13 protein-coding genes and 1 pseudogene are annotated in these 13,592 nt (G+C 71.1%); 2 read left to right on the top strand and 12 right to left on the bottom strand.

The genetic code is table 11. From position 1 onward, the window contains the following. Nucleotides 1-15: 15 nt before the first annotated feature. Nucleotides 16-519 (top strand): hypothetical protein, encoded by a 504-nt coding sequence (locus I5071_RS14650; RefSeq protein WP_236606074.1) that lies wholly within the window; start codon nt 16-18, stop codon nt 517-519. Further along, nucleotides 516-1,460, top strand: a complete 945-nt coding sequence (locus tag I5071_RS14645; protein WP_236606073.1) for an ADP-ribosylglycohydrolase family protein — start codon at nt 516-518, stop codon at nt 1,458-1,460. Before I5071_RS14650 ends, I5071_RS14645 begins: the two co-directional genes overlap by 4 nt. A 19-nt stretch (nt 1,461-1,479) precedes the next feature. On the opposite strand, the pseudogene I5071_RS46980 reads toward I5071_RS14645, so the two are convergent. The 12 genes and pseudogenes from I5071_RS46980 to I5071_RS14590 form a co-directional block, all read right to left on the bottom strand. Then, a pseudogene (locus I5071_RS46980) lies at nt 1,480-1,587 on the bottom strand (DUF6958 family protein); the annotation flags it as partial. An 11-nt stretch (nt 1,588-1,598) separates the two neighbouring features. Then, nucleotides 1,599-2,240, bottom strand: a complete 642-nt coding sequence (locus I5071_RS14640) for a TetR/AcrR family transcriptional regulator (RefSeq protein ID WP_236606072.1) — start codon at nt 2,238-2,240, stop codon at nt 1,599-1,601. Further along, on the bottom strand, nt 2,237-3,022 hold the full coding sequence (locus tag I5071_RS14635; RefSeq protein WP_236606071.1) for a lysophospholipid acyltransferase family protein: 786 nt from the start codon (nt 3,020-3,022) through the stop codon (nt 2,237-2,239). The genes I5071_RS14640 and I5071_RS14635 overlap by 4 nt, the downstream gene beginning before the upstream one ends. Beyond that, nucleotides 3,019-3,915, bottom strand: coding sequence for a diacylglycerol/lipid kinase family protein (locus tag I5071_RS14630; protein WP_236606070.1), 897 nt, complete (start codon nt 3,913-3,915; stop codon nt 3,019-3,021). The genes I5071_RS14635 and I5071_RS14630 overlap by 4 nt, the downstream gene beginning before the upstream one ends. Next, complete coding sequence (locus tag I5071_RS14625) at nt 3,912-5,642, bottom strand: AMP-binding protein (RefSeq protein ID WP_236606069.1); 1,731 nt, start codon at nt 5,640-5,642, stop codon at nt 3,912-3,914. The genes I5071_RS14630 and I5071_RS14625 overlap by 4 nt, the downstream gene beginning before the upstream one ends. Before the next feature lie 5 nt (nt 5,643-5,647). After that, complete coding sequence (locus I5071_RS14620) at nt 5,648-5,890, bottom strand: acyl carrier protein (protein WP_236606068.1); 243 nt, start codon at nt 5,888-5,890, stop codon at nt 5,648-5,650. Continuing rightward, nucleotides 5,887-6,711, bottom strand: a complete 825-nt coding sequence (locus I5071_RS14615; RefSeq protein ID WP_236606067.1) for an enoyl-CoA hydratase/isomerase family protein — start codon at nt 6,709-6,711, stop codon at nt 5,887-5,889. Before I5071_RS14615 ends, I5071_RS14620 begins: the two co-directional genes overlap by 4 nt. Further along, nucleotides 6,711-8,369 carry an AMP-dependent synthetase/ligase gene (locus I5071_RS14610; protein WP_236606066.1) on the bottom strand — a complete coding sequence of 553 codons (1,659 nt, stop codon included), beginning with the start codon at nt 8,367-8,369 and terminating at the stop codon, nt 6,711-6,713. The genes I5071_RS14615 and I5071_RS14610 overlap by 1 nt, the downstream gene beginning before the upstream one ends. Then, nucleotides 8,366-9,919, bottom strand: a complete 1,554-nt coding sequence (locus tag I5071_RS14605) for a polysaccharide pyruvyl transferase family protein (RefSeq protein WP_236606065.1) — start codon at nt 9,917-9,919, stop codon at nt 8,366-8,368. Before I5071_RS14605 ends, I5071_RS14610 begins: the two co-directional genes overlap by 4 nt. Further along, nucleotides 9,910-11,076: an SDR family oxidoreductase gene (locus I5071_RS14600; protein WP_236606064.1), complete on the bottom strand. Its 1,167-nt coding sequence runs from the start codon at nt 11,074-11,076 to the stop codon at nt 9,910-9,912. The genes I5071_RS14605 and I5071_RS14600 overlap by 10 nt, the downstream gene beginning before the upstream one ends. Next, nucleotides 11,073-12,737 (bottom strand): SDR family oxidoreductase, encoded by a 1,665-nt coding sequence (locus I5071_RS14595; protein WP_236606063.1) that lies wholly within the window; start codon nt 12,735-12,737, stop codon nt 11,073-11,075. Before I5071_RS14595 ends, I5071_RS14600 begins: the two co-directional genes overlap by 4 nt. Then, a complete protein-coding gene (locus I5071_RS14590; RefSeq protein WP_236606062.1) occupies nt 12,734-13,402 on the bottom strand; it encodes an HAD family hydrolase in 669 nt (222 codons plus the stop codon). The genes I5071_RS14595 and I5071_RS14590 overlap by 4 nt, the downstream gene beginning before the upstream one ends. Nucleotides 13,403-13,592: the final 190 nt, after the last annotated feature.

Here is a 13,592-nt window from a genome sequence, read left to right as displayed (position 1 = left end):
TCGTCGCCCGACGCCATGCGCAGCTTGCCCATCCTCGAAGCGACACCGCAGTGGGCGCTCCTCGGTGCGCCGAGGCTGGTCGTCTCCGTGTGGCGCGCCCACGTGACGGTGTCGGGGGTCGCGGCGATCGAGCGCGCCGTCGAGGACGTGCTGCGCGAGAGCTCGGATCGGAAGTACGCGTCGATCACGGTGATCGAGAAGACCGTGTCGATGTCGTTCGACGACACGGCGCGCCAGGCCTCGGCGAACCTGATGAAGCGCTTCGGCGCGAGCCACTGCGCGCACGGCTATCTCGTCGACGGCAACGGGTTCCTTCCCGCTGCGGTGCGCACCGCGACCGCGGGGCTCTCGCTGCTCACGCGCGCGCCGTATCCGACGCGCGTGTTCTCCTCGAGCGGCGAGCTCGTCGAGTGGATCGCACCCCTCGCGACGCTCTCGCGCGACGAGGTGATGCGCGCGATCGCCCAGGCGCGCGCAGCGACCAGCAATGGCGCGCCGTTCCTGAGCCGCGCGTGGTGATCGCGCGCGATCCGAGCGTCTCGCGCGCGGATCGCATCGCGGGCGGCGTGATCGGCCTGCTCGTCGGCGACGCGCTCGGCGTGCCCTACGAGTTCCACGCGCCCGCGGACATCCCGACCCCGATCGAGATGGAGCCGCCGTCGGGGTTCCGGCGCAGCCACGCGCGCATCGCGCCCGGGACGTACTCCGACGACGGCGCGCACGCGCTGGCGCTCCTCACGTCGCTGCTGCATCGCGGTGCGCTCGACCTCGACGATCTCGGGCGGCGGCTCGTGAACTGGTACGAGTGGGGCGAGCTCGCGGTCGACGGAGACGTGTTCGACGTGGGGGTCCAGACCGCGCGGGCGATCCGCGCGATCCAGAGCGGCGTCGACGCCGAGCGCGCCGGTCCGAGCGACCCGAGCGCCAACGGGAACGGCTCGCTGATGCGCGTGCTTCCGCTCGCGCTGTGGCATCGCGGGAACGATGCCGAGCTGGTGCGCGATGCGGAGCGACAGTCGTGCGTCACGCACGGTCACGCGCGCGCTCGTGTGTGCTGCGCGTACTACGCGCTGTGGGCGCGTCGCGTGCTCGAGGGCGTGACCGACCCGTGGGCCGACGCGGTGAGCGCGCTGCGCGCGACGATCGAGCCGGGGAGCGATCGCGAGGAGGCGCTCGAGTTCCACGTGCGTCCCGACGAGCGCATCGAAGGGCGCGGCGGTGGCTACGTCGTCGACGCGCTCCGCTCGGCGCGCGACTGCGCCGAGGAGCCCGATTTCGAGCGCGCGGTGCGCGCCGCGATCGCGCTCGGACACGACACCGACACGACGGCGTGCCTCACTGGCGGCATCGTCGGGATCGCCGTCGGCGTGCACGGCATCCCCGCGCGCTGGCGTGAGGCGCTGCGCGGTCGCGAGATCTGGCAACCGCTGGTCGATGCGCTGATCGCTCACGCGCGGTGAAAGCGCGGCGGCGCGTCTTCTCGCGCGTCACCACGCCCTGCGCCTCGAGATCGAGCTGCACCGTCTTCGCCCACCAGCCGGCCTTCGCGCCGTCGGGGCAGAGCTCGTCCGGCAGGCGCTCGGGCAGTCGCGCGCGGGTCAGCGCGCGACGAGCATCCCGTCGAGGTGCAGATCGAGCAGCGCGCGGGTCGCGCGATCGAGGTCCGCGCCCTCTCGGCGCTCCAGCGAGAGCTCGACGATCTGCTTCACCGCGCCGATCACGGACCACGAGACCACGTCGACGTCGAGCACGCGCATCAGGCCGAGCGCCTGCGCGTTCTGCATCGACACCGCGAGCCACGCGTGGAGCTGCCCGTAGAACGCGGCGAGCTTGCGGTCGACCTCGTCGTCGAGCCCCGGCGCGCTGCGCAGCACGAGCCGCGTGAGCTCCGGGTGCTCGTGGAACGTCGCGAGCACGCGCCGCACGATCACGAGCAGCTGATCGCGCAGCGGCGCCGCATCGACGCGCGTGTCGACGCCGTCCACCGACGCGCGGATGCGCTCGAGGAGCTGATCGAGCAGCTCGTGGAAGATCGCGTTCTTGCTCTCGAAGTAGAGATAGAACGTGCCGCGCGCGATCCCCGCGGCCTCGATGAGATCGCTGATGCGCGTCGCGTGGTAGCCGTTCTCGCTGAACACGCGCAGGCTCGCGTCGAGCACGGCGCGACGGCGCTCCTGGCGCATCGCCGCAGCGCGCGTGGTGCGTCCGTCGAGCTCGTCGCGGCGGGCCGGCGCGCTCATCCGGGCCATCCCTTCGCGCGCCAGTAGTCGTCGATGTGCCCCGACATCTGGGCGTGCACGCGATCGACGAGCTGCGGCACCTCGTCGTCGCTCATGCCCGCGGTCTCGATCGGCGCATCGACGTGCACCGTCATGGTGTGCCCCGGCCGGATCATCAGGCTCCCCTTGCGCATCATCTCGTACGCGCCGGTCACCGTCACCGGCACCACCGGCATCTCGAGATCGCGCGCGAGGAAGAACACGCCCTTGCGGAAGGGACCGAGTCGTCCGGTGGTGGTGCGATGGCCCTCGGGGAACGTGAGGATCGCGTGCCCGTCCTTGAGCGCCTCGCGCATGTTCGCGAGCACCTCGGGGGTCTGGCCCTTCACCCCGGGCTTCACCGCGATGCCGCCGCGGACCTTCATCATCTGCCCGTAGACCGGGTACTTGAAGTGCGACTCCAGCTCGAGCCCGCGCTTGTAGTGCGGCGTCGCGTTGTGCATGAAGACGAAGTCGAAGTGGTTCGTGTGGTTGTGCACGAACACGCAGGGGCGCTTGGGATCGACGTCGGGGTGCACGTGCGCGCGCCACTTCGATCCGGTGAGACGGATCACCCATTCGGCATACCAGCGCTGGTACGCGAGCGAGCGATCGAGCCCGAGCGTCGCGCACGTGAGCACCATCCCCGCCGAGGCGGGCACGAAGTACGTGAGCCCCGCGGCCCAGAGCGCGGCCGACTTCGCGTAGTCGGCGAGCGACGGCTTCTGCAGCGACTCCGACGGGACGGGCGGCAGCTCGCTCATGCGATCACCCGCAGCGCGCCGGGCACGACCTCGATCGATCGCAGCCGCAGCGGAAGCACCTCGCCGTCGATCATCGTGTCGACCTCGCGATCGAGCTCGAGCTCCACCCGCTTCGCGCGCGCTTCCTCGACGCCTTCCTTCTTCACGTGCCGTCCCGCGAAGATGCTGGGGAACGCCGAGACGAACGAGAGGCGCGAGCGCGGCCCGATGCGGATCACGTCGAGCATCCCGTCGGCGACCTCGGCGTTGGGCGCCATGCGCATCGTGCCCGCGGTGCAGCGGCTGTTGCAGAACGAGAGCAGGATCGCCGGGCGCGCGTCGAGCGCGCCGCCGTCGATGCGGAGCGGGAACGTCGGCGAGCGCAGGCCGATCGCGGTGCGCAGCACGGCGACGACGTAGCCCGCCGCGCCGAGGTGCTTGTAGCGGCGGTTCGTGAGCGCGCCGACGTCCGCGCTGAACCCGACGCCGACGATGTTGATCGAGTGCAGCACGCCGCGCGCGTGATCGATTCGCAGCACGTCGCAGGGGTGTGATTGGGCCCGCAGGATCGCGTCCATCGCGGCCTCCGCGCCCTCGATCCCGAAGTCGCGCAGGAACGAGTTGCCGGTGCCGAGCGGGAGCATCGCGACCGTCGGGGGCTCGCCCGCTTCACGGCGCGGGAAGAGCCCGTTGAGGATCTCGAACGTCGTGCCGTCGCCGCCCACCGCGAGGAAGTGCGTGCGCCCGCTCGCGGCCGCGTCGCGCGCGAGCGTCGTCGCGTGCCCCGGCGCTTCGGTGCGCACCACGTCGATCGTCATGCCGCCGCGTCGCAGCGTCTCGATGGCCTCGTCGGCGCGCTCGCCGCAGCGCCCACCGCCCGCCGCCGGATTCACGATCGCGAGCCACTTCGTCACGACAGACCTCCCAACATCGCGCCGCTCGCGCGCTCGAGCGCGACGAGCTGCTCGGGACGCGCGCCCGCGCGCAGCTGCTCCGCGAGCGCCTCGCGCTTCACCTTCATCGACGCGGTGCGCGGGAACGAGTCGCTCCACGCGAGCACCGCGTGCACGCGCTTGTGCTCGGGCAGCCGCCGATTGCGCGCGGCGATCTCGCGCTCTGCGTCGCGCATCGCGGCCGCGCTCTTGGTGCGCACCACGATGACGAGCTGCTCCTCGGTGAGCGCGGCGTGGCGCGGCCACACGTAGCCCGACGCGAACACCGCGAGCTCCTCGCACGCGACGCCCTCGAACGCCGACTCGACGTCCTCGGGGTACACGTTCTTGCCGCCCGCGGTGACGATCATGTTCTTGCTGCGACCGACGAGGTGCAGGTGCGCGCTCGCGTCGAGCCACCCGAGATCGCCGGTGCGCAGCCAGCCGTCCTCGGTGATCGTGCGCGCCGTGAGCTCCGCGTCGTTCCAGTACTCGCGCATCACGGTGCGCCCGCGGATCCAGATCTCACCGACTCCGTCGGCGCCGGGCGCGTGCACGCGCACCTCGACGCCGTGCACCGCGCGACCGACCGAGTCCGCGCGGAACGGGCGCAGATCGTTGACCGTCGCGACGGTGCAGCACTCGGTGAGCCCGTAGCCGATCACCACCGGGATCCCGAGCTCGTAGAAGCGCTCGGCGCGGCGGCGATCGACGAACGCACCGCCGCAGAAGAGCAGCTCGAGCGCGCCGCCCAGCTGATGGTGCACACCGCCGAGCAGCGTGCGGCTCAGCGCGACGTCGGGCTTCGCACGGGTGAGCTCCGCGTTCGCACGCGAGACGAGCCCGAGCGCCGCGCGCTGCCACGCCGGACGCTCGTCGATCTTCTCGTCGATCGCGCGCTCGAACGCGGCGAGCAGCAGCGGCACGAGCGCCATGTGCGTGATGCGGTGTTCGCGCATCGTCGACACGAGGAACTCGGGCCGCAGCGTGCGCTGGTGCACGACGGTCGAGCCACACGCGAAGGGCCCGAGGAACCCGACCATGAAGTCGATCGCGTGGTTCGTCGGGAGCACCGAGAACGTCTTGTGCCCCGGGCGCATCGGGAAGAGGCGCATCAGCGCGCCGAGCTGCTCGAGGTACGCGTCGTGGGTGAGCACGCAGCCCTTGGCGCGACCTCCGGTGCCCGACGAGTACACGATGCTCGCGGCGTCGCTGCGCATGCGTCGCTCGACCGGCGGCGCGATCACGTCGGGGTCGAGATCCTCCCAGCGCTGCGCGCTCCTCTCGCTCTCCGGCGCCTCGGAGACCAGCACGTCGATCGCGGGCAGGTCCTTCATGCGCCGCAGCAGCGGGTGCTCGGTGATCAGCGCGCGTGCACCGGCATGGCGCAGCAGCGCGACCTGCTCGTCGCCCGAGAGCTTGTAGTCGAGCGGCACCATCACCGCGCCGCGCGCGAAGAGCGCGATCGCCGCGATCGGCCAGCGCGCCTGGTTGCTCATCACGATCGCGACGCGATCACCAGGGCCCACGCCGCGATCGGCGAGCCAGCGCGCGACCGGCGCGACCTCGCGACGCACGTCGAGATAGGTCAGGCGCTTCTTCTCGGCGCGCCGATCGACCTCGATCAGCGCGGTCTCGCTCTTCCACTGCACGAGCGCGTCGTGCAGCAGCTCTCCGAGCGAGTCGTAGCCTTCGGGCGGGATCATCATCGAGCTCAGACCCTCCGCGCGATCACGGTCGCGAGCTCTTCGAAGGTGCGCACGTCCTGCACCTCGTAGTCGGGGATCTCGATGCCGAAGCGCTCCTCGAGCGCGGTGACGAGCGACATCGCCTCGACGCTGTCGATGCCGAGCGCGTCGAAGAGATCGTCGGCGGGGCGCAGCTCGCTCGAGCGCTTTCCGAAGCGTTCGGCGGCGAGGGTCATCAGGCGCGGCAGCACGTCGTTCGCGGTGCTCATGCAGAGTCCTGCTTGGCGGGGAGGTAGGGCATCGCCGAGGTGTCGGCGTCGAAGCGCGCGAGCGCCTTCGCGACCACCGGGCCGGCGAAGAGCTCGCAGAACACGTCCTTCTCGCGCGCGAGGCGCTCCTTCGGAATGGGCTTGAGGAACGCCTTGGCGACCTTCGTCGTCGCGGCGTCGAAGCGGCACGCCTGCTCTGCGACGCGATGCGCGACGGAGAGGTGCTCGCCCGGCGCGACGAGCTGCGAGACGAGCCCGATCTCCTGCGCGCGCGCCGCGCCCAGGCTGCGTCCCGTCAGCAGCAGATCGCGGATGACCGCGTTGCCGACGTCGCGCTCGAGCCGCGGGATCCCGCCGAAGCCCGGGATCAGCCCGAGCCGCAGCTCGGGGAAGCAGAAGCGCGCGCTCTTGTCGGCGACGATCAGATCACACGTGAGCGCGAGCTCGAACCCGCCGCCGAAGCACACGCCGTGCACCGCGGCGATCGTCGTGATCGGTGCCGCATCGATCGCGTCGAACGCGGCGTGGATGCGATCGAGGAAGCCACGCACCTCGCGCACTCGAGCCTCGACCGGCTCGCTCGCGCGCGATGCGTTCTCGCGATGCAGCTCGCGCAGATCGGCGCCCGCACAGAACCCGCGCTTCACCGCGCTCGTGATCACCATCGCGCGCACGCCCGGCGCGTGGGCCGCCTCGGCGACGCGCTCGAGCTCGCCGAGCATCACGAGCCCGATCTCGTTGCACGGCTCGCGATGCAGGCGCACCTCGACCACGCCGCCGTGGCCCAGGTCGAACGAGAGCTGCGTTCCTTCGTACCGCATCACGCGTAGAGCGCGTCGATCTCGCGCGCGAAGTGCGCCTCGATCGCCTGGCGCCGCAGCTTCTGGTTCGCGGTGAGCATTCCGCTCTCGATCGTGAGCGGGTCCTGGTGCACGTGGACCTTCCGGATGCGCCGGTAGTGCGGCAGCGCCTCGTTGATCTCGTCGATCGCGCGATCGATCGCGCCGCGGTCCGCGGTGCCCGCGAGCAGCGCGACGAGGTAGGGGCGACCATGCCCGATCACGACCGCGTGCGACGCGCTCGGGACGCGCTCCATGATCAGCTGCTCGATCGGCTCGGGCGCGACGTTGTGCCCCGAGCTCGGCACGAGGATGTTCTTCACGCGCCCGATGATCTGGAGCAGACCGCGGGTGTCGATCGTCGCCTGATCGCCGGTGCGGAACCAGCCATCGTCGGTGAACGCATCGCGCGTCGCCGCGTCGCGCCGGAAGTACCCGCGGAACACGTTGGGCCCGCGGATCTGCAGCTCGCCGTGCTCGCCGAGCCGCACGTCGCATCCGGGGATCGGATGGCCGACGCGCCCGGGCACCACTCCGTCGACGCGATCGATCGACACGATCGCGGTGGTCTCGGTGAGCCCGTAGACCTGGTAGACGGGGATGCCGACGAGGTCCGAGAACCACGCCTGGGTCTCCTCCGCGAGCGGCGCGGAGCCGCAGATCAGCCCGGTGATCTGGTGCCCGATCTGCTCGCGGATCTTCGGGAAGAGCGCGCTCTTCGCCGCCATCAGCAGCGCACGATCTCTCTTCCGCGCGATGCCCGCGCGCTCGCGACGGAACGCCTCGATCGCGCGCTCGTAGAGCATCCGCACCGGCAGCGGGCGCTCCGCGAGCTTCTTCTCGACCCCGGCGCGCACGCGCTCGAGCAGCGCCGGCACGTTGAGGAAGTACTCGGGCGCCGCGACGCGCAGCTCGCGCGCGAGGTCGTCGAGGTTCGTCGAGAGGAACAAGCCGTTCGCGCGGAAGAGGCAGGCCCAGAGGACCATGCGCGATCCCGCGAAGCAGAAGGGCAGGTAGTGGAAGACACGATCGCGCCCGCCGCTCGTGCCCGTCAGCTCGCGCAGCTTCGCGTCGAGCACCGGCAGCATGTGCTCGACGTTCGCGACGCTCGTCATCACACCCTTGGGCTCGCCGCTCGAGCCCGACGTGTAGATGATCGTGGCGACGCTGGTCGCATCGATCCGTCGCCCCGGATCGAGCGTGCTCGGGGGATGCCCCGCGAACAGCGCGTCGAGCTGCACGATCGGCGCGGGCGGCGCGTGCGCCGCGATCGCTTCGGCGAGCGGCGCTCCGTCGACGATCACGACCCGCGGATCGCAGTCGCGCATCATCGCGACGAGCTCGTTGGCGGCCTGGCGCGCGTACATCGGCACGCAGGTCGCGCCCTCGGCGAGGATCGCCACGTCGCACGCGATCCAGCGCGCCGAGTTCGGCGCGACGAGCACCACGCGATCGCCCGGCTTCACGCCGGCCGCGCGCAGCGCGTGGCGCGCCTGCTCGATCATCTCGCGCAGCCGTCCGCCGCGCGTGGGCACGAGGCGCTCCTTCCCGGGCGCGAGCCCGGTGCAGCACACCTCGGTGACGAACGCGCGATCGGGGTGCTCGCTCAGGTTCGCGAGGAAGACGTCGACGAAGCTCATGCCTGCAGTGCTCCCAGCTCGACCGCGCGCCAGCGCTCGAGGATCAGGCGCTGCCGCGCCGCGAGCGGCGGAAGGTGCGCGATGGGATCGCCGTCGCCGCCGGTCTCGCTCGACCCGAGGTGCCTCGCGAACGGGAAGCGCGGATGGTGCGCGCGCACGTGATCGACGAGGTGCACGCCCATCTCGCCCTGCCGCACCAGGCTGCGCGCGACGCTGCGCTCGATCGCCACACGCGACGCGTCGGGATCCGACCACGCGCGCTGCATCGCCTCGAAGAGCCGCTCGTCGAGCGCCTCGTCGTCGACGTTCAGCAGCAGATCGCGCTGGCCGCGATCGCGCATCAGGTTGCGGATGCGCTCGTCCATCGTGACGCCGACGCTCGGTACCGCGGCCGGCATCGAGCACACGAGCGCGTGGTAACGCGACGACACGATCAGCGACGCGCGCCGCAGCACCGCGACGATCTCGCGGTACTCGTGCTCGTCCGACACGAACATCGCGGGCGCGCCGCGCCGCGCGAGCTTCTTCGAGAGCGCCTCGCACGCCGTGCGATCGAGCGCCTCCATGCCGACGATCACCGGGAACACGTCGTGCGCGCGCCGGAAGTCGTCGAGCGCGCCCGCGAGCCCCGCGATGTAGCGATCGAAGCGCGCGTCGACCTCGGGCCCGTCCTCGTGGAAGTAGATCGACTCGAAGTGGCTCTTCTCGTAGGCGCCCGTCAGCCCGTGCACCGCGGCGCGCAGCGGGTCCGGCTTCACCGGCCACCAGAACGGATGGATCGGGCACACCACGACGACGGGCTTCTTCTCGTCCCAGCCCGCGCGCCGCAGCAGCTTCTCCGCGAGCTCGTCGGGCGCGCCCTCGTAGGTCCACGCGGTGTCGGTCCCCACGCGCGTCGGCACGCCGAGCCGCTCGAGGATCGCGCTCGACTCGTCGTTGCGCGTGAGCACCAGCGCGCGCTCACCGAGCGTCCGGCGGATCATGTCCTCGAGCGACGCGTCCATCGCGCCCGCCTCGCCGCCGTAGCCGACCGCGATCTTCTCCTCCGCGACCGCGAGGCCCAGCGCGCCGGCCATCATCGTCGTCAGCGCGCTCGCGAACTTGCTCTTGAACATCGAGCCTTCGCACGCGATCACGCCGTGCTGCGCGCGCACCTGATCGAAGAGGAACTTCGGGAAGATCTGGGGGACGTGGACCTGCTTGACGGTCTTGAAGTACCCGCGGGTCTTGCTGGGATCGATCGTGAGGATCGAGAGGTCGCAGTGCTCGTCGCCGAAGAGATGCCGGAACTGCCGCAGCATCTCCTCGACGCGCACGTCGGCGCCGGTGTTGCGCGTTCCGACGTAGCCCGCGAAGAGCAGCTTGATCGGCTCGCCGGGACGCCAGCGCGGCGAGGGCTCGCTCTCGTGCCGCTCGCGCGCGGTCTCGACGAGACCTTCCATCGTGAGCTGGAGCAGGCGATCGGGATCGAGCGCCTCCTTGGTGCGCTTCGCCGCCGCCTTCGCAGCGCGGCCCGCGAGCTGCGCGAAGAGCTTGCTGCTCAGGCCCATGCGCCCGCTCCGTTCTTCGCGCCGTGATCGACGCTCGGCGCCGCAGGGAGCGCGACGTAGGGGAACGTGTAGTCCTGCTCCTTCGCCCAGCGATAGAGCCCCGCGCAGTACTCGGTGAACGGGATCGGCGTCTCGCCGAGCTCCTCGCACACGCGATCGTTCACGAAGACCGTGTCGAACGTGATGTACGGCATGAACACCTTGAACAGCGATCCGACGAGCGATGCCTGCGAGCGCGGCAGCCCCGCCATGCCGTTCATGAGCGACGCGAAGGGCTTCTCGAGGCGCGGCGCGAAGCGCGCGGCACGACGCCCCGCGATCTTCTCGGTGAGCACCGCGTCGATCTCGCTCGCGCGCTTCGACGCGCGGCCGCTCGAGAGGTGATAGCAGTCGTAGCGCGGCGACTCCTTCACGTGGATGTCGGCGATCGCGCGCCCGACGTAGTCGGCGTTCACGATGTCGACCCGCGCATCGGCGCGCATCGGCACGAAGGGCGCGTCGATCAGCAGGCACGTCGCGCGCACCATGTCGAACTGCGTCGTGCGCGGATGGCGCGAGTCGCCCATCACGATCGACGGGCGGAAGAACGTCTTCGGCACGTCCGGAAGGAGCTCGCGGACCATGTGCTCGCAGAACTTCTTGGTGCGCCCGTAGGGATCGTAGTCGCTGCGATCCCAGTCGACCGACGCGTCCTCGGTGACGTCCTCGCGATCACGCTGCCCGCACACCGCGACCGTCGACACGTGGCTGAACCGGCGCAGCCCACCGCGCGCGCTCGCGACGTCGCGCGCGAGCTGGATCACGTTGAGCGTGCCGCGCAGGTTCGAGTTGAGGCACGCCTTCTCGCTCTTCCGATTGAGCGAGGCCGCGATGTGGAGCACCGAGTCCACCGACTGCGTGACGCGACGGCGCTCGTCGCCGGTGATGCCGAGCCCGGGCATCGTCAGGTCGCCCGACACGAAGTCGATGCGCTCCAGCGCGGCGCGGAAGCTCGCGGCGTCCATGTGGAGCTGCAGACCGTTCCACAGCTTCGTGACCGCCTCGTCGCGCGTCTTGCCGCGCACCATGAGCAGCAGCCGATCGTCGTGCTGCTCGAGCAGGCGCGTCACGACGTACGAGCCCAGATAACCGGTTCCTCCGGTGACGAAGATCGTCATTCCGCTTCTTCTCCCATCGCGACCATCGCGGCCGGCGCGCCCAGACGCACCGCTTCACGCGCCACCAGCTCGCGCAGTCCGGGCGTGATCACGCACGCGGGATCCTCGGGCGCGCGCTCGCCCTTCAAGAGCGGCAAGGACCACGTGTCGAGCCCGGGGATCTGCACCTCGAGCCAGTACCGGCGCCAATCGATCGTGTGCACGTCGAACCCGAAGAGCGCGCGATCCTCGTCGCTCAACATCGCGCTCGCCTCGCGCACCGTGTCGGTGCGGAAGACGAGATCGTCGTCCCACACGAAGGGCTGGTAGACGCGCAGCATCTGCTCGACCTGGCCGATCGTGCGCGACGTGTTCCCGAGCGTCTTCGCCGCGCGCTGCGCGCGCTTGGCCAATCCCTCGCCGAGCTTCTCGCGCAGCGACGAGGGCAGGTAGTGCTCGGGGTCGAACGCGACCAGCGCATCGCGCAGCGCGCGCGTCGCCTTGCGCGCGGTGGGCAGCACGAGATCGTCGCTCGCCGAGCGCGACGCGAGCACGCTCTCGAGGTGCGCGAGCACGAAGCGCTCGAAGGGATCGTCGCTCTTCGCGTACTGACGGCGCCGCGCGAGCGTCGAGAGATCGAGCGCGCGACCGAGCGTCAGCGGGTTGTGATCCGACGACGCGAGCTGCCACACGCCGCGCACCCCGCGCGCGTCGCGCTCGCGGAGCGCGCTCACCAGGGCGAGCGTCGTGCCGCGCGCGACGCTGTCGACCGGCACCACGTCGAAGTGATGCTTCGGCGAGAAGGGCATGCGGCGGTGGGGCGTCCCCACGAGCCACACCAGCGGGCCCGAGGTGTTCATCCCCTCGTTCCACCCCGAGAACGGCGTCTCGTGCGCGCACTCGACGATCGACGGGCGCACGATCGTGACCGCCAGGTCGTCCTCGCGGATCGCGAGCAGGTGCTCGGAGAGGCCCTTCGTGTACGTGTAGAGGTTCGGCCAACCGAGCGCGAGCGCGCGCCGGGTGCCCGCGTCGATGCGCTCACGCCGCGCGGCCGCGGGATCGTCCTTGTCGAGCCGCGCGTCGATCGCCGCGCACACCGAGTCGATCGCGAGCAGCTCGCCCTCGGGATCGAAGCGCGTGCCGTTCGGCGCGACGCCCGCGGTCAGCTCCTCGGGCACGACGCGCGAGCCCTGACCCGCGACGAAGCACGTGCTCATGTGCACGAGCCGCTTGCCGCGGGTGCGCGCCGCGAGATCCGCGGCGTGCTGCGCGCCGCGCACGTTCACCGCGACGCCGTCGCGCGGATCGGGCACGAAGTCGGTCAGCCCCGCGATGTGCACGATCGCGTCGAGGCGCGGCAGCAGCTCGTCGAGCACACGCTCGTCGATGCCGAGCATCGGACGGCGCGCGTCGCCCGAGACCACCTCGATGCGCGACGCGAGGAACGCGCCGAAGCCGTCGCCGTGTCGATCCCGCAGCGGGCGGAAGCACGGCGAGCGCTCGAAGAGGCGCTGCACCCGCGACGCCGCGCTCTGTCCGCGCTTGCCGCGCGCGAGTAGCACGATGCGCCCGATCTCGGGCGCGCGCTCGAGCAGGAACGCGACCCACACCTTCGCGACGAAGCCGGTCACGCCCGTGACCAGGACCTGCTTGCCGCGGAGCTCTTCACGCAGGCTCATCGCGTCTCCTCTTCGCGCACGCTGCGCACCACGGGCCAGTCGAGATCGCGCGCGACGCGCGCCAGCTCGCGATCGGGATCGACCGCGCAAGGAAGCCCGACGAGCGAGAGCAACACGCCGTCGCTGCGCGACGCGCCGTACCCGCACGAGCGCGCGAGATCGATCTGGTGGCGCGCCGCGATCTCGCGCAGCCGCTTGGGATCGATCTCGGGCCCGACCACCGGCTCGCGCAGCACGCCGGTGGCCTCGGCGCCGTCCATCTCGAGCGCGTTCGCGATCACGATCTCGAACCCGAGCGCGTCCGCGACCGGCTGGACGATCGCGTCGATCGACTCGCTGATCAGCACGAGCGTGCGACCGCTCGCGCGCGCCTCGTCGATCAGCCGTCGGGCATCGGGCTTGATCGAGGGCAGCACGCGATCGCGCGCGTAGTCGTCGCCGAGCACGACCAGGCGGTCCTCGCTGAACCCGCGCAGCGTCGACCACGCGACGTGCCGGGTGATCGCGGGATCGCGCGCGGCCAGCGCCGCCGAGATCGCGACCCCGCCGATCCCGAAGAGCCGCCGCCGCACGCTGGGCGCGTTCGACGCGAGCCACATCGCGCCCGCCCACGCGGGGGAGCCCGAGAGCGCACCCTCGAGCCGGAAGAAGGCTGCCGTTCTCACGGCCGGGTGCTTAGCAAAACTAGACTGACGTGTCAGTACAGTCTTTCCGGTCGTCTTCGTCCGGGGACGGCGGACGACCGACGTTCTTGGCCTTCTCACGATTCGGCGCGAGCACTTTCGAGCCCTCCGAGGCTCGCGACGTTCTGCCCGCCGCTCGGGGCAACCCTCCGGGGGTTCCCGCGGCCCGCGA

This window comes from Sandaracinus amylolyticus, from assembly GCF_021631985.1.
GTDB classification, from domain to species: Bacteria; Myxococcota_A; Polyangia; order Polyangiales; family Sandaracinaceae; genus Sandaracinus; species Sandaracinus amylolyticus_A.
This window is presented reverse-complemented; position numbering and strand designations above follow the sequence as displayed.

Coding starts and splice junctions, on each gene's coding strand:
- I5071_RS14600 (WP_236606064.1), bottom strand. CDS start 11,076: ATGACGATCTTCGTCACCGGAGGAACCGGTTATCTGGGCTCGTACGTC.
- I5071_RS14635 (WP_236606071.1), bottom strand. CDS start 3,022: ATGAGCGAGCTGCCGCCCGTCCCGTCGGAGTCGCTGCAGAAGCCGTCG.
- I5071_RS14610 (WP_236606066.1), bottom strand. CDS start 8,369: ATGAGCTTCGTCGACGTCTTCCTCGCGAACCTGAGCGAGCACCCCGAT.
- I5071_RS14640 (WP_236606072.1), bottom strand. CDS start 2,240: ATGAGCGCGCCGGCCCGCCGCGACGAGCTCGACGGACGCACCACGCGC.
- I5071_RS14625 (WP_236606069.1), bottom strand. CDS start 5,642: ATGATGATCCCGCCCGAAGGCTACGACTCGCTCGGAGAGCTGCTGCAC.
- I5071_RS14615 (WP_236606067.1), bottom strand. CDS start 6,711: ATGCGGTACGAAGGAACGCAGCTCTCGTTCGACCTGGGCCACGGCGGC.
- I5071_RS14620 (WP_236606068.1), bottom strand. CDS start 5,890: ATGAGCACCGCGAACGACGTGCTGCCGCGCCTGATGACCCTCGCCGCC.
- I5071_RS14650 (WP_236606074.1), top strand. CDS start 16: ATGCGCAGCTTGCCCATCCTCGAAGCGACACCGCAGTGGGCGCTCCTC.
- I5071_RS14605 (WP_236606065.1), bottom strand. CDS start 9,919: ATGGGCCTGAGCAGCAAGCTCTTCGCGCAGCTCGCGGGCCGCGCTGCG.
- I5071_RS14595 (WP_236606063.1), bottom strand. CDS start 12,737: ATGAGCCTGCGTGAAGAGCTCCGCGGCAAGCAGGTCCTGGTCACGGGC.